General features: G+C 56.1%; 19 protein-coding genes, 1 tRNA gene and 1 pseudogene. 12 read left to right on the forward strand and 9 right to left on the reverse strand.

Annotated features, from left to right (window positions below; genetic code table 11):
- Nucleotides 1-159: 159 nt before the first annotated feature.
- Nucleotides 160-372: a hypothetical protein gene (locus tag JFV30_RS30440; protein WP_010168987.1), complete on the forward strand. Its 213-nt coding sequence runs from the start codon at nucleotides 160-162 to the stop codon at nucleotides 370-372.
- A 170-nt stretch (nucleotides 373-542) separates the two neighbouring features.
- Here JFV30_RS30440 and JFV30_RS30445 read toward each other — a convergent pair whose 3' ends face one another.
- On the reverse strand, nucleotides 543-2,615 hold the full coding sequence (locus JFV30_RS30445) for a TonB-dependent receptor (RefSeq protein ID WP_201125903.1): 2,073 nt from the start codon (nucleotides 2,613-2,615) through the stop codon (nucleotides 543-545).
- A 227-nt stretch (nucleotides 2,616-2,842) separates the two neighbouring features.
- Here JFV30_RS30445 and JFV30_RS30450 point away from each other — a divergent pair, with 227 nt between their 5' ends.
- Both JFV30_RS30450 and JFV30_RS30455 read left to right on the forward strand, forming a co-directional pair.
- Nucleotides 2,843-3,553, forward strand: a complete 711-nt coding sequence (locus JFV30_RS30450; protein WP_201125904.1) for a DsbA family protein — start codon at nucleotides 2,843-2,845, stop codon at nucleotides 3,551-3,553.
- Nucleotides 3,554-3,823: 270 nt separating this feature from the next.
- On the forward strand, nucleotides 3,824-5,110 hold the full coding sequence (locus tag JFV30_RS30455) for an OprD family porin (RefSeq protein ID WP_010169002.1): 1,287 nt from the start codon (nucleotides 3,824-3,826) through the stop codon (nucleotides 5,108-5,110).
- Nucleotides 5,111-5,182: 72 nt separating this feature from the next.
- Here the strand turns inward: JFV30_RS30455 and JFV30_RS30460 are convergent, their stop codons facing one another.
- On the reverse strand, nucleotides 5,183-5,956 hold the full coding sequence (locus tag JFV30_RS30460) for an alpha/beta fold hydrolase (RefSeq protein WP_177028481.1): 774 nt from the start codon (nucleotides 5,954-5,956) through the stop codon (nucleotides 5,183-5,185).
- 258 nt (nucleotides 5,957-6,214) lie between these two features.
- On the opposite strand from JFV30_RS30460, the gene JFV30_RS30465 reads away from it, so the two are divergent.
- From JFV30_RS30465 to JFV30_RS30475, 3 genes are read left to right on the forward strand one after another with little or no spacing between them, the layout of a single operon-like run.
- A complete protein-coding gene (locus JFV30_RS30465) occupies nucleotides 6,215-6,430 on the forward strand; it encodes a tautomerase family protein (RefSeq protein WP_003218111.1) in 216 nt (71 codons plus the stop codon).
- Nucleotides 6,427-7,077 carry a DsbA family oxidoreductase gene (locus JFV30_RS30470; protein ID WP_201125905.1) on the forward strand — a complete coding sequence of 217 codons (651 nt, stop codon included), beginning with the start codon at nucleotides 6,427-6,429 and terminating at the stop codon, nucleotides 7,075-7,077. Before JFV30_RS30465 ends, JFV30_RS30470 begins: the two co-directional genes overlap by 4 nt.
- A 31-nt stretch (nucleotides 7,078-7,108) precedes the next feature.
- Nucleotides 7,109-7,819, forward strand: coding sequence for an SDR family NAD(P)-dependent oxidoreductase (locus JFV30_RS30475; RefSeq protein WP_003218108.1), 711 nt, complete (start codon nucleotides 7,109-7,111; stop codon nucleotides 7,817-7,819).
- A gap of 167 nt (nucleotides 7,820-7,986) precedes the next feature.
- Here the strand turns inward: JFV30_RS30475 and JFV30_RS30480 are convergent, their stop codons facing one another.
- The gene (locus tag JFV30_RS30480; protein WP_201125906.1) at nucleotides 7,987-8,268 is read right to left on the reverse strand and encodes a DUF3077 domain-containing protein; all 282 of its coding nucleotides are present in this window, start codon (nucleotides 8,266-8,268) and stop codon (nucleotides 7,987-7,989) included.
- Nucleotides 8,269-8,937: 669 nt separating this feature from the next.
- Here JFV30_RS30480 and JFV30_RS30485 point away from each other — a divergent pair.
- The 3 genes and pseudogenes from JFV30_RS30485 to JFV30_RS30495 all read left to right on the forward strand — a co-directional run.
- Nucleotides 8,938-9,255 (forward strand): annotated as a pseudogene (locus JFV30_RS30485) (hypothetical protein); the annotation flags it as partial.
- Complete coding sequence (locus JFV30_RS30490; protein WP_201125907.1) at nucleotides 9,228-10,199, forward strand: phage baseplate assembly protein V; 972 nt, start codon at nucleotides 9,228-9,230, stop codon at nucleotides 10,197-10,199. The pseudogene JFV30_RS30485 and the gene JFV30_RS30490, both read left to right, overlap by 28 nt.
- A gap of 98 nt (nucleotides 10,200-10,297) precedes the next feature.
- Nucleotides 10,298-11,128, forward strand: coding sequence for a hypothetical protein (locus tag JFV30_RS30495; RefSeq protein WP_201125908.1), 831 nt, complete (start codon nucleotides 10,298-10,300; stop codon nucleotides 11,126-11,128).
- Between the two features lie 50 nt (nucleotides 11,129-11,178).
- Here JFV30_RS30495 and JFV30_RS30500 read toward each other — a convergent pair whose 3' ends face one another.
- The 4 genes from JFV30_RS30500 to JFV30_RS30510 form a co-directional block, all read right to left on the reverse strand.
- Nucleotides 11,179-12,105, reverse strand: a complete 927-nt coding sequence (locus JFV30_RS30500; protein WP_201125909.1) for a hypothetical protein — start codon at nucleotides 12,103-12,105, stop codon at nucleotides 11,179-11,181.
- A 71-nt stretch (nucleotides 12,106-12,176) separates the two neighbouring features.
- Entirely contained in the window at nucleotides 12,177-12,473 is a 297-nt protein-coding gene (locus tag JFV30_RS33340) for a hypothetical protein (protein ID WP_242487124.1), read from the reverse strand.
- A gap of 11 nt (nucleotides 12,474-12,484) precedes the next feature.
- A complete protein-coding gene (locus JFV30_RS30505) occupies nucleotides 12,485-12,724 on the reverse strand; it encodes a hypothetical protein (protein WP_201125910.1) in 240 nt (79 codons plus the stop codon).
- Nucleotides 12,725-13,227: 503 nt separating this feature from the next.
- Nucleotides 13,228-13,584 carry a hypothetical protein gene (locus JFV30_RS30510; RefSeq protein ID WP_201125911.1) on the reverse strand — a complete coding sequence of 119 codons (357 nt, stop codon included), beginning with the start codon at nucleotides 13,582-13,584 and terminating at the stop codon, nucleotides 13,228-13,230.
- Between the two features lie 478 nt (nucleotides 13,585-14,062).
- On the opposite strand from JFV30_RS30510, the gene JFV30_RS30515 reads away from it, so the two are divergent.
- Together JFV30_RS30515 and JFV30_RS30520 are read left to right on the forward strand one after the other, a co-directional pair.
- On the forward strand, nucleotides 14,063-14,326 hold the full coding sequence (locus JFV30_RS30515; RefSeq protein WP_010169014.1) for a hypothetical protein: 264 nt from the start codon (nucleotides 14,063-14,065) through the stop codon (nucleotides 14,324-14,326).
- Entirely contained in the window at nucleotides 14,313-14,531 is a 219-nt protein-coding gene (locus JFV30_RS30520) for a hypothetical protein (protein WP_122757694.1), read from the forward strand. The genes JFV30_RS30515 and JFV30_RS30520 overlap by 14 nt, the downstream gene beginning before the upstream one ends.
- Before the next feature lie 465 nt (nucleotides 14,532-14,996).
- On the opposite strand, the gene JFV30_RS30525 is transcribed toward JFV30_RS30520, so the two are convergent.
- A tRNA-Thr gene (locus JFV30_RS30525) sits at nucleotides 14,997-15,072 on the reverse strand.
- A 279-nt stretch (nucleotides 15,073-15,351) separates the two neighbouring features.
- On the opposite strand from JFV30_RS30525, the gene JFV30_RS30530 reads away from it, so the two are divergent.
- Nucleotides 15,352-15,762, forward strand: coding sequence for a hypothetical protein (locus JFV30_RS30530; RefSeq protein ID WP_169386610.1), 411 nt, complete (start codon nucleotides 15,352-15,354; stop codon nucleotides 15,760-15,762).
- Between the two features lie 117 nt (nucleotides 15,763-15,879).
- Here the strand turns inward: JFV30_RS30530 and JFV30_RS30535 are convergent, their stop codons facing one another.
- Entirely contained in the window at nucleotides 15,880-16,116 is a 237-nt protein-coding gene (locus JFV30_RS30535) for a DUF2790 domain-containing protein (protein ID WP_201125912.1), read from the reverse strand.
- Between the last annotated feature and the right edge of the window lie 383 nt (nucleotides 16,117-16,499).

The raw sequence follows: 16,499 nt of genomic DNA on the forward strand, positions 1-16,499 counted from the left end.
TCAGGTTCGTGGGCTTTTTGTGACCATGTGCCGACAAACCGGGCACATTGGCATAGCTCTTGTATCGCTGTTGGGACACAGAGCAGGGTGTATGACTAAGCGGTTCTGTCATAAACCTTGAGTAAGTTAGCCGCTCAAGCCGTCGGAGAGAGCGCTGAAATGAATGCCGATATCAACCTGATGTACACGCGTACGTTCCACCCTTTGCGGGTGAACGGTGACGCGATCCATGCGCTGGCGCTCTGGTTGAAGGCAAACGGTTCGAGGCAGATCAGGACGCCCGACCCGCGCCGGGTGATGAGCGAACGGTACCCGGCGGGGCTGTTCAGCGAGGATGAGGTGCAGGCGTTGTGTGAGTTGATGAAAGACTGACGGTTGTTTTTCAATGTTGCACTGGACCTTGTGGCGAGGGAGCTTGCTCCCGTTGGGGTGCGCAGCAGCCCCAAAACAGATCATCGAGTTCTATCTGAAAAAACACAGTCGCCTATTTTGGGGGCGCTTCGCACCCCAGCGGGAGCAAGCTCCCTCGCCACGGAAGCTTGTTAGAAACTGTAGGTTCCGGTCACTACCAGAGTGCGGGGGTCGCCGAACTGAATCTGCGCTGCACTCGTCGCTGACGCGTAGTACGTCTTGTCGTTGATATTGTTCAGCGCCGCCCTTACATCCCATTCCTTCTGCCGGAACCCGGCCAGTGCATCCCAGCGGCCATAACCCGGTAACACCACGGTGTTGGCGTTATCCGCATAACGATCACCCACCAGCGTCAACCCGGTTTCCGCGTACCAGCCCATCTCCGGTTTCCAGGTGACGAACAGGCTCGCATTGCGCTTGGCCACATCGCTGATGCGCTTGCCCTCAAAACCATTGTTGTCCTTCACCACCGTGGCGTCCTGCAGGCCGACGCCACCGCGTACATACCAGTTGCCGACGATCTTGCCGGCAGCGGTCAACTCCACGCCACGGGAGCGCTGCTCGCCGCTGAGCAAGGTGATGGTCGGGTCCAGCGGGTCACGGGTGCGGCGGTTGTAGAGTTCCAGTTCGTACACCGCCAGCGTGGTGCTCAGGCGGTCGTCGAGCCAGTCGCTCTTGACCCCGATTTCCTTCTGTTTGGTCAGCTCCGGGCTCAGGTCGTTGGCGTTGCCCGCCGCGTTGGGCGTGATGCCGATCAGGCCGCCGCCGGTCGGGGAGAAGGTCTTGCTCCACGAGGCATAGAACGAATGGTGTTCCAGCGGCGTCCAGACCAGGCCCACGCGCGGGCTGGTGCTGTGGCTCACGACCTGTTCCGAGGCGTTGGTCAGTTGGTTGGTGGACTCGACATCAAAGCGGTCATAGCGCAAACCGGCGAGCAGTTGCCATTGATCGTTCAGGCGCAATTGGTCCTGCACATACACGCCCTGGCTTTGCACTTCGGTGTGACTGCTGCTGAATGCCGGCAGGCGACCGTAGTGGCGCAAGCCCGGGTTGGGGTTGTACACATCCACGCTTGGCACAGCGGCGAGCGGAGCTCGATAGAGTTTCGGGTCACGGCGCTGGTTGCCCAACTCCACTCCGGTCAGCAAGCGATGCTCCAGGCCAAAAGTGCTGAAGCCGCCTTCCAGTTCGACGTTGTTGAGGATGTTGCGTGTGGTCAAGTCCTGCTGCCAGCGCTGGCGCCCGACCTTGTTGGTTTTGGGGTCGTAGCTGACGGCGTAGGTGTTATCGAAGTCGCTGTCGAGGGTGAACACGCCCAGCGTATGGCGCAGTTGCCAACTGTCGTTCAACTCATAGGCAAGCCGGGAGCGCAGGGACTGGGACTTGTCGTCGATGTAATCGCGCTTGTCACCATAAGTGGTGCTGCGGCTGACATCCGCCGGGCGCCCGTTGACCCCGGGAATGCCACGGTCCGGCGTGCGGTTGTAGCGGCTGTATTCGTATTGCACCAGCCAGTTCAGGTCAGGGGTCAGTTGCCAGCTCATGGACGGCGCAAACAGTTGGCGATTGCCGCTGACGCCGTCACGGAAGCTGTTGTTGTCCTGGTTGCCCATGTTCAGGCGCAGGCTGATGTTGTCGGTGGGGTCGGTGCTGAGGTCGGCATACAGGCTGCGCAAATCATTGCTGCCGCCCTGGGCCTCGATGCTGGAGGCGCGACCGGCCTGGGGCAGCTTGCTTACCCGGTTGACGATGCCGCCCTGGCCGCCGCGCCCGTACAACACGGCCGCCGGGCCTTTGAGCACGTCGATGCGTTCGATGTTGTGCAGGTCGCGCACGTATTGGCTGTCGTCGCGGATGCCGTCCAGATAGAAGTCGTTGCTGGCGTCGAAACCGCGAATGCGCAGGCTGTCGAACCGCGTGTCGGCGCCGCTGCTGACGTTGGGCACGCCGCTCAAGGCCTGGCCCAGGTCATTGGTGCCGTAGGAACGCAGGCTGTCGGTTTTCACCGAGTCGATGGCCTGGGGCACATAGCGCACGGGCGTGGCCGTGCGGGTAGCGGTGCTGGTTTCCTTGACGCGCGGGTCGTCTTCGTCCGCTTCGGCGCTCACGGACGTTTCCGGCAGAACGGTGGCCGCGCAGGCAAAACCGGCAGACAGCAGTACAGAAAGCCCAAGGGTTATGGGCGTCAGGCGCAGGGCAGGCATCGGGGTGTGTATCCAAAAAGGTTGGGAGGATAAAAGTGCGCTAATGGTAATGCTTACTATTTGCGCAGGTTATCTATTCCTAAACCTACCTTTCTGAAAACTGTTACGGCGTATGTTTTTCAGGGGTATTCGACCGATTCCCGAAACAGTCTGAAAGCTGATCCGGGGTTTTTCCCAATTGTGGGTAAGACTAATCTGCCGGGCATCAACGTCCATCGGAGCCCGTCATGTCGGCAGCCACGCTTCACTACATTTACGACCCGCTGTGCGGCTGGTGTTACGGCGCCGAGCCGCTGCTTAACGCTGCCCAGGCTGTAGTGCCGATCCAGTTGCATGGCGGCGGCATGATGACCGGGGCCAATCGCCAATCCGTCTCGCCGCAGTTGCGTGATTACGTAATGCCGCACGACCGGCGCATCGCCGAATACACCGGGCAACCGTTTGGCGAGGCGTATTTCGAGGGCCTGTTACGTGACCATAGCGCGGTGTTCGACTCGGCCCCGCCGATCAGCGCCGTACTTGCCGCCGAAAAAATCGCCGGTCGCGGCCTGGAGTTGCTGGCGCGTTTGCAAACGGCGCACTACGTCGAAGGTCGCCGAATCGCCGATAACGACGTGCTGGTGAGTCTGGCCGAATCTATCGGTTTGGATCCCCAGGCGTTTGAGGCCGCTTTCGATGAAACCCTGGGTGCAGAAACGCTCGCTCACATCAAGGACAGCCGCCAATGGTTGGCAAAAATCGGCGGCCAGGGCTTTCCTACGTTGGCCCTGGAGCAGGACGGCCAGTTGCAGTTGCTCGATATCAGCCCCTGGTTGGGCAAGCCTGAAGCCTTCGCGGTTTGGCTGAGACAAACAGTCGCAATTTCGATTCAAACCACCCAATCGAGTGCACCAATGTGTGGCTTGCAAGGGTGTGACGATCCGAGAAGTGCTGGATAGAGCCTCGCACGATGATGGCTATCTAATGTTTCTTAGACTTTTTTAGCCTAAATACAGAAGATTCACGAAATTGACACACAGTAAAGGGCGCGGATAGGATTCGCCCCAACGCCTGTGGCTAACCGCCATGACTTCCCCAATAAAAAAAGGCCCGCGGCATATCACGTCGTCCGCGGGCCTTTTTTTATCTGGGAAAGTCGACACCAGAAAAGGCAACACGGAGCCTGGTGTCACAGCGCGTACTCAACCAGTAATAAGGAATATAAGAAAATGTTGAAACAACGGATGGGGCTGATCGCTCTGGGGATTTTGAGCGCTACGCAAGCAATGGCTGACGACCAATCCCAATCAAAGGGTTTTGTTGAAGACAGCCACCTGAACATCGCGGCGCGCAACGCGTACATCAGCCGCGACTACAAAAACGGCAAGCAAGACAAAGCCGAATGGGGCCAGGGCTTCATCGGCAAGTTCGAATCCGGCTTCACCCAAGGCACCGTCGGTGTGGGTGTGGACGTGATCGGCCAGTACGCCATTCGCCTGGATGGTGGTAAAGGTCGCAGCGGCGCCGGCGGTATCGACTTCTTCAAGCAAGGCGACAGCGGCGCAGCAGCCGATGACCTGGCCAAGGGCGGCGCAGCCGTCAAGGCACGCATCTCCAACACCGTAATCAAATACGGTCAGCAGATGCCAGCCGTGCCGGTCCTGCAGTACGACAATTCCCGTCTGTTGTCGGAAACCTACGAAGGTACTTCGATCGTTTCCAAAGAAATCGCCGGCCTGCAACTGGACGCTGGTCACTTCACCAAGGAAGCTCGCAAGAGCGCCGAGGGTTCCGACAGTGGCGCGCTGAAAAGCATCGACTACATCGGCGGTAGCTACAAATTCACCGAAAGCCTGTCGGCAGCGCTCTACGCTTCCAATATGCAGGACGTGCTGAAGAAGCAATACGTCAACGTCAACTACGTGCTGGCCCTGCCAGAGAAACAATCGTTGACCTTCGACTTCAACGGCTACAAAACCAAGCTCGACCGTAGCTTCGCCCTGGAAAACCAAGGTGACGCCGACGCTCGCGACAACAAAATCTGGAGCCTGGGCGCCACATGGGCCGTTGGCCCGCACAGCTTCACCCTGGCCCACCAGCGCAGCACCGGTGACACCGGTTACCTGTACGGCGGCTACCGCAACGCAGGCGGCATCGGCGACGGTGGCAACACCATCCTGCTGGCCAACTCCTACTGGTCTGACTTCAACGGCAAGGACGAGCGCTCCTGGCAAGCAGGCTACGGCCTGGACTTCAGCGCCTTCGGCGTGCCTGGCCTGACCTACAACATCGCCTACGTGCGCGGCACCAACATTGACGACGGTTCCAACCGCGGCAGTGGCACCGAGCGTGAAATCTTCAACCAGTTCAAATACGTGGTACAGAGCGGCCCGGCCAAAGACCTGAGCCTGCGTGCCCGTGCGTCGTGGTTGCGCGTTTCCAACAACGCCAGCAACTACAACGTCGGCGGTAACGAAATCCGCCTGTTCGCCGACTACCCGATCAACGTTTTCTAATTGATTCGGCGTCGCGCCTGATTCCAGGCGATAAAAAACCCCGACTGGTTCGGGGTTTTTTTATGCCTGCGATCAGCGCTTGCTGGCGGCTGCGATGATCACGTCTGCGACCTTTTGCGGCTGGGACAGCATCGGCACATGGCTGGTTTGCACCACAGTGGTGGTGGCATTGATTTTCTTCGCATAGGCCTGCTCCAGGCCCGGGTCGATCATGCGGTCCTTGGCGGCGACGATGTAATAGTTGGGTTTGGTTTTCCAGGCGGCGACCGTGATTTTATCGTCGAACGCCTTGCCCAGAATCGGCCCCTGCGTCACGGCAATCAGGTTGGCCTGGTCGGCAGGCAAGTCCTGGGCGAAGTTTTTCGCCACGGACGCGGCGGGCAAATACAGGTAGCCGGAAGCGTCGGCACTGATGGTCTCGATACCCGGCGGGGTTGGGTAGCCTTTCTCGGACTCGGCAGAACTCTGGCCCTCGGACGGCGCGAACGCGGCCACATAAACCAGTGCCTTGACCTTGTCGCTGGTGCCGCCCTGTGTGATCACACTGCCGGCCCACGAATGGCCCACCAGAACCACTCGCCCACTCTGGGCATCAATCACCCGCTGGGCGGCGGCCACATCATCGGCCAGGGACGTCAGCGGGTTTTGCACCGCCACCACCTTCAAGCCTTTGGCCTGCAACAACGGAATCACCTTGTTCCAGCTGGAGCCATCGGCAAAGGCGCCGTGCACCAGCACCACGGTGGTGTCCGACAGCGCCGGGGTGGCGGCATAGGCCTGGCCGGTGAGCATCGCGGCGGCCATCAGCGTAGGCAGCAACAGGGTTTTGAATGTGGATTTAAGCATGTGGGGCACGTCCGTAAGTGAGGGGTTATCGGCCAGCACTCAAGGCGTTTGCAGCCTGCCTTAAGCATGTAGGCAAGACGCGCGGGGAGGGCGGTTATTCCAGGGAGCAGTAAAAAAACGCAGCACCGGACGTCTCGATTGATTACATAGCATCACTAATGAAGTACTCCGCCCTACCTTTATCCACCTCAAGCAACCTCATAAATTGGCCTCACTGCCTGCCCATCATGCCGATGGGCACGTCACTGGAGCCTTGTCATGCCATTTGTCAGCGTACGTATAACCCGCGACGGCGTTACCTCGGAGCAGAAAGCCCAGGTCATTGCCGAAATCACCGAAACCCTCGAGCGCGTCCTCAACAAACGCCCCGACCTGACCCACATCGTCATCGAAGAAGTCGACACCGATAACTGGGGTTATGCCGGCATCACCACCACCCAGTACCGCAAACAGCTCGCGGAAAACCCGTCATGAGCGCGCCCGTCACCGTCGACTTCATCTCCGACGTGGTGTGCCCGTGGTGCGCCCTGGGCGCCACCGCCCTGGAGCAAGCCATCGACAACCTGGCGGGCGAAGTGAAGGTAGAGCTGACCTTCAAACCCTTCGAACTCAACCCCGACATGCCGGCCGAAGGCGAAAACGCCGTCGCCCACATGATGCGCAAATACGGGCGCAGCGCCGAGGAAGTCGCCAGCGGCAAAAGGATGCTGATGGAGCGCGGCGAGGCCATCGGCTTCACCTTCGACCTGGAAAAACGCAGCCACTTCTACAACACCTTCGACGCACATCGGTTGCTGTTTTGGGCGTTGCAGCAAGGGCGCCAGATCGAGCTGAAAAAGACGCTGTTGCGTGGGTATTTCAGCGATGGCCAGAACGTCAGCGACCACGAAACCCTGGCGCGTCTGGCCGCCGAGGCCGGGCTGGACATTGAAGGCGCACGCAAGGTGCTGGGCTCTACCGCCTACGCCAACGAAGTGCGCGAGCTTGAAGTGTTCTACCGCGAGCACGGCATCAACTCCGTGCCGGCCATGGTCCTCAACGGCCGCCAGCTGGTCTCCGGGTCGCAATCAGTCAGTTACTACGAACAGATGCTGCGGGAAATGTCCGCCGCGGCTGCTTGAACCATCCCATTTTTCATATAGAGGTTTCATCATGAGCAATTCGAAAAAAGTCGTTGTGATCACCGGCGCATCCCAAGGCCTCGGCGCTGCTGCAGTGAAGGCTTACCGCGAGCTGGATTACCGTGTGGTTGCCACCTCCCGGTCGATCAAACCGTCGACCGATCCAGACATCCTTACCGTAGCCGGCGACATCGCCGACCCGGCCACCGCCGAGCGCGTCATCCGCGAAGGCGTGGCGCGGTTTGGCCGCATCGACAGCCTGATCAACAACGCCGGGATCTTCGTCGCCAAACCGTTCACCAGCTACACCCACGAAGACTACGTGAACGTGTTGGCCGTGAACCTGAACGGGTTCTTCTACATCACCCAACTGGCGATTACCGAAATGCTCAAACAGGGCGCCGGGCACATCGTCAACATCACCACCAGCCTGGTGGACCACGCGATCGACGGCGTGCCGTCGGTGCTGGCGTCGCTGACCAAAGGCGGGCTGAACTCAGCGACCAAATCGCTGGCGATTGAATACGCCAAGCGCGGGATTCGGGTGAACGCGGTGAGCCCAGGGATTATCAAGACCCCGATGCATGGCGAAGAGACGCATGCGGCGTTGGGCAGCCTGCATCCGGTTGGGCACATGGGTGAAGCGCGGGATATTGCGCAGGCAATTGTGTACCTGGAATCGGCTGGGTTTGTGACCGGGGAAATTCTGCACGTGGACGGTGGGCAGAGTGCTGGGCACTAAGCGATACGGCTGAACGAAAAACGCCCCGAGCCGTGATGGCCCGGGGCGTTTTTTTGGGTGGCGGCTTCAAGCCAGGCACTCTAAAACAAACAACAAAGATCAAATGTGGGAGCCGGGCTTGCCCGCGATGGCGATGGCCCAGCCAACACATCCACAACCTGACACACCTACAGATTATGGCCCGGCGACTCCAACACCTTCACCACATCATCAATGACTGCCTTGCTCATCTCTTGCAGATAGTGCGAAGCCCAGGCGTAGCGGTCCGTATCCCGAATCATCGCCGCGTCCTCTGCCAGCAGCTTGGCGACATGCAGCAAATTGGAGGCGTGAGACAGCGCTTCAGGCAGGGAAACCCCGCTGTTGACGCGAAACAAAGGCTGGTCGGAATGAAAGGAAAAAGGGGTAACGCCGAGGGTAGTGAGGCCAGACGGATTTGGAGCGCTCATCGGTAAAACTCCCGTATCAAGTGAGAGCTACCACGTTCGTTATCAGGCGAATGGGTGGCAGCTGTGCGCAGGCTGATAAACCGGAGATACAGGAACCCGGCAGACCCGAGGGTCTCCCACGCACAGCCGCCATTGCACGAAATGGTGGGCGTAAAAAACGCCTGCACATCGTGGTTGTGGGGCGCTGTTGCGCCTGCATCTTGCCGGGTTATCAGGCCCGGTCGCTGAATTGGCAGCGACGAGGGGGAGGGTAGCGTGGTGGTGGGGTGGGCGCAACTGAGGAAATAGTTGTTTCGTTGCTGCTGCAGCGTTCGGTTCTGGGTACGGGAATGTGAGTCTGTCGTGTTTTCTCAGGATGCTGAGCTTGAAGAGCAGGTTTGCCATTTATGCGGCAAGTTCAGGAGGCAAAACCATCGCGCTCATGCAGTTATGCCGTTTTATGGATACGCCATAATTATTGGCCACCCATAATTTGGCATAAAGTCGGAAGGTGAATTTTCGGGATGGGAAATGGACCTTTTCAAGGTTTAGAGGAAGACACTAGGAAAACCGGCGATCTGGAACGTTAGCTACGTCCACCTGCGCGCCACCTTGGTCAAGATCGGCCAGCAACACCGCTTTGAGCCTTCGCGTCCCGGAATAGCCGTATGCCAGCGTCAAGGCGCCGTCTACAGCCTGGCTGCCGGCTATCAAGCGATGGACAGCCTGGCCCGGGTTTTCAACATCCCCGACTTCATCTGGCAGCAACAGGATGGCGGGGAAGTGTTCGTGGGCAGTTGGGCCGACAGCTTCTTTGACGTTCGCTCGCCGCTGCGGCTGCCGGTGGAACTGTTCGAGGACTACCAGGGCAACCAGAGTGCGATGATTGCAGCCCTTCCCGGGTTGCGACCAGGTGCAACGATCAATCACGGCGAGCGCATCACCAGTGTGGCGCTCATCGACAACCAGACGGCCATCCGATGGACGACGCAAACCGCCGCAGCGTAGGACGACAACTCCCCGAACTCACCGGTGGTTACCACCCGCCACGCTTTGCCCGGGTTGTCGCCGTGGCCGACGCGCCCGCCAGGGTCGGGATCTGTGACGACTTTCGGCCACGCTACGCGGTCGACATCGAGGTCATGGGACCCGACGGCGAGCCAGACGCCAAGCTGCCGATCCTGGCCGGTGTGCCGTTGCCGCTGCCCACCGGTGGCGAGGAAAGGGGCATCTATGCGTTCCCCGAGGAAGGTACCCAGGTTGTGGTGTGCTTTGCCTACGGCCTGCCGAACAAACCCTATATTCAAACCATTCTTCCCCACGGCCTGAGTATGCCCTGCGTCCCGAAGGGTGACCAGGTGTGGCAGCACAGTGAAGCCTGTCAGCAGCGTGTCGACGCTGACGGCAACTGGCTGCGCCAGACTGACGGCAAGATCCTGGACAAGGCGATCGAGCGGGAAGTGGAGGCGATGGGCAGCACCGAGCGGTACCAGAGCCACACCAGGACTGTGGACGATCATTCAACTGAGTCGGTTAGGGGTATCAAGACACTTGAGGCCCTGGGCGCGCTCAAGCTGCTGTCGGGCGGATCTGCAAGCCTGGCGGCGGTGGATGACTTGCATCAGGCGACTGGGCGGGACTTGAACCTGGTGGTGGGGCAGAAGCACAACGCCACGGTGGGTGGCGACATGGAGGAAAGGATTCAGGGATTGCGCCAGAGCGTTGCGGAGGTCAGCCAGCGACTGGGCGCGCCCAAGACATGGTTGGGATCCGAGGGAGTGAACGTGCTGCAGGTGCTGTGTGATTTGCTCGACCTGGTGCAGCAGATGAACATTCAACTGGCGAGTCATACTCATGGGCCTACACCGGCACCTGGTAACGCTGCTGCGTTTACGGAGAACTCGGGTAAAGCGATGATTTTGTCCAGTCGAACTAAGTCGATCACTCTCTGACGCTACTCCGAGGAGATGAGTCGGTGGTAAGTGGAGGGGCGCGTACCGTACGATGTTGAAAGCGGATCCAAAACACATGGTCAAAATTAGGGACAATCATGAGCAGCACAGTCAGCATATTCGAATCTATTCCTGGACCGGTGTGGGGGGTTATTGGTGCTGTAGCGGGTGCTACGCTTACATCGATTACTAACTTGGTCGCTAACTTTGGCAATAACAAACGGCTATCTCTACAGCTTGCGCATGATGCGAAAGAAAAAAATATTGACCGGATGAATAATCTTCGCCGAGAGATCTATCTGTCGGCTGTCGCAGAAATGACTAAGGCCAGTAGTTATTTTGGAAAGCTTCCGCACGAAGACCCTAGCAATCAGAATGTTGCTGCTGGACTTGAGGGTTTATATGTTGCAGCGGCCAAGCTGTCGTTGGTTGCCCCGCCAGGAACACAAGAAGCAGTTGACAGCCTCGGTATGGAGTATTGGAAGCTTACACATAAAGTGATTATTGCGCTTTCGCCAATGCAAACATTAAAAGCAGAAATGAATCTCCATGGAGGTATGTACGACCAGGCAATGATTGACGTCAAACGAGTAATTGGTGCGATGAATAATCTTAGGGAGGGTGGCTGTCCAGATGAAAATGTTATGCTTGGATTGAGGGACAGCTTTGACTTTTTGAGTGAACAGGCCGCTGATTCCTCCCGAAAGAGACACGTGGCAACTAATGAATTCTATTCGCTGTGTGCAAAATATAATCATGAGCTAATGGCAGATATGAAGCCTTTAGCAGTACTTCAAGCAAAAGTGGTGATTGCTATACGGCGGGACTTTGGAATTGAAACAGATGAGGTCCGGATGATGGCTCATATGGAGCGACAGTGGGAAACTGTATCCGAAGCCGTCGATCAAGCAAATTCACAAGGCATTTAAGCTGGGATGTAACTGAGCCAGCTCAATTGCTGGCTCAGTTTAGAAGAGATTTATTTTTTCGCTAAAGCACTGCTGATATGCCGTCGAGTCATATTGGAAATAGATAAATTCTTTTTGGATAGCCCAACCCTCACGTTATCCCAGTCCAAAATGATCATTGTCGGTGTTTCGACTGGAGTATTGGGCCTTTCTATGAAAGCGCCAATAGGGAATGATGCTCCGTCGTTCAGGTCACTATGCTTTTTTAAATATTCTTCTATTGTGTTTCTTGCGCCGTCTACGTTTTCGCGTATGGTTTTTCGTACTTCTTCATGTACGTGACTAATGGCGCCAATGTATGATCGTGCACCTTTTTTTAGGTCGAATTTTTCGGGAAGTTCGTTAAGTACAGCTTTTTTGAATTTCGGGTTTTCCGCTAAAATTTTCTTTTCTGCATAAATTTCTAGATTGAAAACTAGCTGATCTGCTTTTTTATTGTCGTCTATGGTCCAGCTGCTAGGTGCACTAACGGTGTGTACAGCTAAGCCACTATGGTTGACATGGTTTCTGAGAATTTCCATAGCTCGATAGTCTAAGCATTCATCATAATGCTTACTTAGCAGCGCGCCAATTGAAGCCTCTGTCTCAGAGCTATTGCTGGAACACTTCGCCGCGAGGCCAGCTACTAGTTCGGTGTATTTTCTTCCAGTTGATAAAAAATTCACCAGTCTGCGATTTAGAGTTGATAGGACCTCATAGGTGCGATTGTAGTCATAGTGAATGCTATTAACTAAGTTATCTAATGTTATTGTTAATTGTTCTTTTTCGAACTCCATGTAATTGCATAGTGCGACATCGTACTTTTCTTCTATATTTAGTGCGTCGCTTAATATGCGCCGGGCTTTAATTAGAAGTGCGTACTCGCTCCACTCAAGAACTAACGTTTTATTTTTGTCGAGAGTTACAGATCCAAGATAATACTTTGCTTCAACGTCCATGCTGGATACTCAGAATTTTAGTCAGTTGATTCTCAAGAATTGAAACAGAAATTCAGGGTGCACGGTGATTTTTATGCCAAGCGGCACCACCAGGACTGTGCGTACGCACATCCGTCTATGTACTCAATACCGCTCAACACAAAACCGGTCGGCGCCATTCCCGACAGTGTCGCGTCCTGCAGTAAAGGGAGGGGGTCTGGTTCGAGCGGCATTCCTTTGGACACTCTCGCTACGTTTGAGCTACGTCCCAGCTCTGGCGATAGTTGTGCGTTAACAAGAACGTTTCCCCTAATCGCTGGGTAGCGCCTTCTTTCTAGCGGGCTCAGAGCCACGCCTTTGCTCCGCATGGGGGTGATCAGCATATGCATAAGAAGTCCGCCTATTCCTCGCCTGGTTCATCCAGAAGCGCTTCCACGGCATAAGCCAAAGCACCATCCGCTTGCTCAAGAAGATCGCTTAGCCCATCTCGGTCGATCAGATTTGCTCTGTGTAGCGCGTGAGCCTCATCCACCAGCACCTTATGGTGGGCACCTGGATGCCTGAGTAGTGCTTGCTTGTCCTGCAGGAATGACATCCAGGTCTGAATCGTCCACGCCTCAACAAGGTTACTTGGGCTCATTACCGATACCTGCACTATGTACTGTATATATGAACAGTATATTGACGTCCTATCGCGCAGGGGAGGGGATCCGACGACGTGCTGGTCGGCCTGTCGGGTGAAACTCTGGCGTGAAGAAAAAATCGGCTGAAAAAGCACTTATCCCCCTCCCGCCGACGGGGTTTACGTCCTTTTTTTGTGCAAACCCGGATGTAGTGCAAACGAACCGGCAGCCCAGGCGGGCTGGGGCGCTCTGCGGGCGACTGGCAGTTTCACAGATTGCAAAGTTTTGAAGATAAGTGCAGTGCGGTTGCACAAGGGTGCGGCAGACGACCGCGAACGGGGCAGGGCTGGAGGCCACGGTTTCATTGGGTCGAAAATTTTAAAACATTCGAAACAGGCGGTTTTCAGAATCGCAACCGGTCGAAAGTGCAGTCAATGCAGATACAGGGCGTGTCTCAGGTTATGCGGGGAGTTGCCCGCCGGCTGGGCCTGGCAGGCCGATCACGTGGGGGAGAGGGGTTTCAAACTTTTGCAGCGGCGCCGCGTACATGAGGAAGGGCGGCGAGGCGTCCCAGGCGGGCGAATTCCGCTTCTACCAACGGGACCAGCAACTGGTTCAATGCGCCATAAAGTGTGTCGGCCTGATGTTGAGTCAGTCGTTTTACCGTGCCGGTCACGCCGCTGGCGCAGCACACGCAATCGGGATCAATCCCAAGGATGTCCAGCGCACCATCTATATAACCCCGCAGATAGTCAGCGCGGTTGAACAGAATCAGGCTGGCCGGTCCTTCCTGGTAGTCCCAATGGACCTCCCACAGGGCGCCTTTCTTGATGACTTCAATTTTTGGAATGGGAGCGACGGAGCTGGGCTTTGTCATGGTGTTCCCCGGATTAAAGTCACGAGGCGAGAGCAGTCTGGTGTGGCGTGCCTGAACGGCTGCTGAAAACTTTTTCCAGGTACACCCCCTCCTGACACGTAAGTGGCGTCAGCGGGTCGAGAAACGCCTGAAAAGCCCCGGATTCATTGGGGGGCGTCACTTACAGTCACGTCGTCAAAAAGTGTAAGTCAGGAAAGAGACTTAAAAAACCCCTTAAAAACAGTAGGTTGTGGAATCCCTCAATTACAGTCACGAACTGTTCGGCGCCGACACTGGTCTGACAGTCTACTTACGGTTTAGAAATCATTCTAAGCTATTGAAATGTAAGGGATAGAGATAGATAAAAAATCTCACTTACACTTCTTACGCACTTTTGATGGGTGCACCGGAAAAAAAATTCCCGTGTATAGGATACGTGACACCCATGCGTTGCTTATCCCCGTGACGCCCAGAATTAGAGGGTGGCGATGATCCGTTTATGGGCGCTTTGTTAAGTAAAGCGGGCGCGTCCGTGGGGTTCGCCTTTGGTAACGCGGTCAAGGGCCCCTTGGATAAACTGCTTAACCCGGTGTCGAAGCAGTATGAGTGGGTACCGACGGGGATGTGGACGATTACCAAGCCCGCCCCGCAAAGTCCCGTTCCCTCCATATTCGGTAATTTGGGCGATTCTGAATCGTCAGGGGCGTTCAACGGTGGCGCTGATTTCTACTTGAAGAAAAGAGACGGCAATGAGAAAAAATGAACCCTGGTGGGTCGCTGTTTATCTTCCTTGTGCTTGTGCGTTGGCCCTTGTGCTTATGTGTGCGTTCTTTCACATTGCCGGGTATTGGTTAAGTGGTGGAGATGACATTGTCGCGCTGTTAAAAGCATTTCTGCCGTTCTATCTGCAAATGGCAGGGGCAGGCTTTGTCATGGGTCTTGTTCTGTGGTTTTTTAATGTTCGTTGATTCCTTGATCCAGGGGGCTGAGGGTCCCCCGGCCCCCTGAACCGGCCTTATTGAGCTGGTTTGTCATGTCCCAGAGACTGTTGCTCCCTGACCCTTTAATAAGCATGAGCGATCGAGCTATGCCGACTACTTGCTGAAAGGTGAGCCGTATTCCCCGCAGATGCTCTGGGTTCTGAACTGAGCGGTAGTTGAAGTCACGGATGACTCCTCTATCAGGAGGTGAGCTTTCAGTACGGCGGACTGTTCATCCAGCTTATGCGAGAAATGCTTATCGAAAAGGTCGCCATGCGTTTGCATCAGGCGAGCTATTTCAGGGGGGTCGGTGGGAGTCGTTGACATAGAAGCAGCCCTCAAATTGGAGCTGAGCGCCCACGGAGGTCGCCTAGATAAGCGGCTTGTTACGTGTCTTGTTACGTTTCGCACAAAAAACAAAGGCCTGCATCGCTGCAAGCCTTTGTTTTTAAATGGTGCCGGCACCAGGAGTCGAACCCGGGACCTACTGATTACAAGTCAGTTGCTCTACCAACTGAGCTATACCGGCGTGTTAGGGCGACGATTATAGCGATTGGCAAGCTTCTGTAAACCCCTGAATTCTGACTATTTTTGCAACCGCCCGGGTTTTCTCTCCGCTACCTCGTTTCCACTACCCAAACCCTGCAAATCCCATACGCTGGATCACTGGAAAAGGCTATCGAGTAGTGGCAGCATGCCATCCATTTCCACCCCCCACGCGTACAAAACCAAACGAACCATCGGCATCTATCAGGATCAATCCTGAGCGCGTTCGCGCGACGAATGTACTTATAGAAGGAAGCACCACGTGAAACGGAATATCTCCCTGGCTCTCATCGCCCTGGCCGCTACCCTCGGTGGCTGCGCCGCCCACAAGCCCACCAACGACCCGGCCCTCGTCGGCCAATGGAAAGGCCTGCGTGCAGAAAGCGGCAAGTGCCAGTTCCTGTCCTGGAACAACAACCTCAAGCCCGACGGCCGCTTCACCATCACGTTTTTCCGCGATGCGCAGCAAACCCAGCCGATTCAAACCGAGAACGGCACCTGGTCTGCGGCCAACGGCAAGAATGAGTTGCGAACGGATGGCGTGCGTACGCCGGATATCTACACCTACAAGATGGTCGACACCGACACGGTGCATTACGTGAGTGTGGCGGCGGACCCGACTGGCGATTGCCAGGAAGATTATGAATTCACCGAGCACCGTATTCGTGGTTAACGCGATTTAGCTTCAGATGAGATTTTGTGGCGAGGGAGCTTGCTCCCGCTGGGCTGCGCAGCAGGCCCAAAACAGCGGGAGCAAGCTCCCTCACCACAGGTTTTGCTGTTCACCGTGTCAGCTGCCTTCATTGCACGAATCCGCAAATTTCTTGTACTCAAACACCCGCTTCTGCCCGTGGGAATCCAGGTAGGTCATCCGCGCATTCACCACGCCGCACGCCGCGCCACCATCGTCCACGGTCGACAGCACTTGCTGAATATCCAGCTTGGGGCTGGCCTGGGCATGGGCGGAAAAGGCGGCAATGTTGAGCAAGGCAAACAGGCTGCTGGCGATGAAGGTGGTGCGGTTCATGGGGGTGTCCTCTGGGGTTCAATAGGTAGGTTGTTTCGTTGGAGCCTATTGAGCGCCCGGGAGGTATCCGGCCTGTGTCGTGCACCCCGGCGTTTTGCCTCGGTATGTATTGAGGGGGGAATTGCATACAACTTGATACATAAACCCAGCCATTAGAGGGATTAGTCGGTCGGGGCTTTTACTTAGATGTTTTCGGCATAACGGCCATCGCTTTTCCCTTGAATACGGCGAGTCTTTCCGTATTCTGTTTCGAAATATTAAGCGTCAGATTAATAGCGGAATCGTTTAACTCCTTTGACGGAGCGCTGACGGTCAATTACTTAGTTGTAATTTGATTCTTCAGCCAAACCATTTTTCCTGACCAGGTAGCCAAAAATAAGCAG

The sequence above is a fragment of the Pseudomonas sp. TH32 genome (assembly GCF_016650855.1).
In the GTDB taxonomy this organism is placed as follows: domain Bacteria; phylum Pseudomonadota; class Gammaproteobacteria; order Pseudomonadales; family Pseudomonadaceae; genus Aquipseudomonas.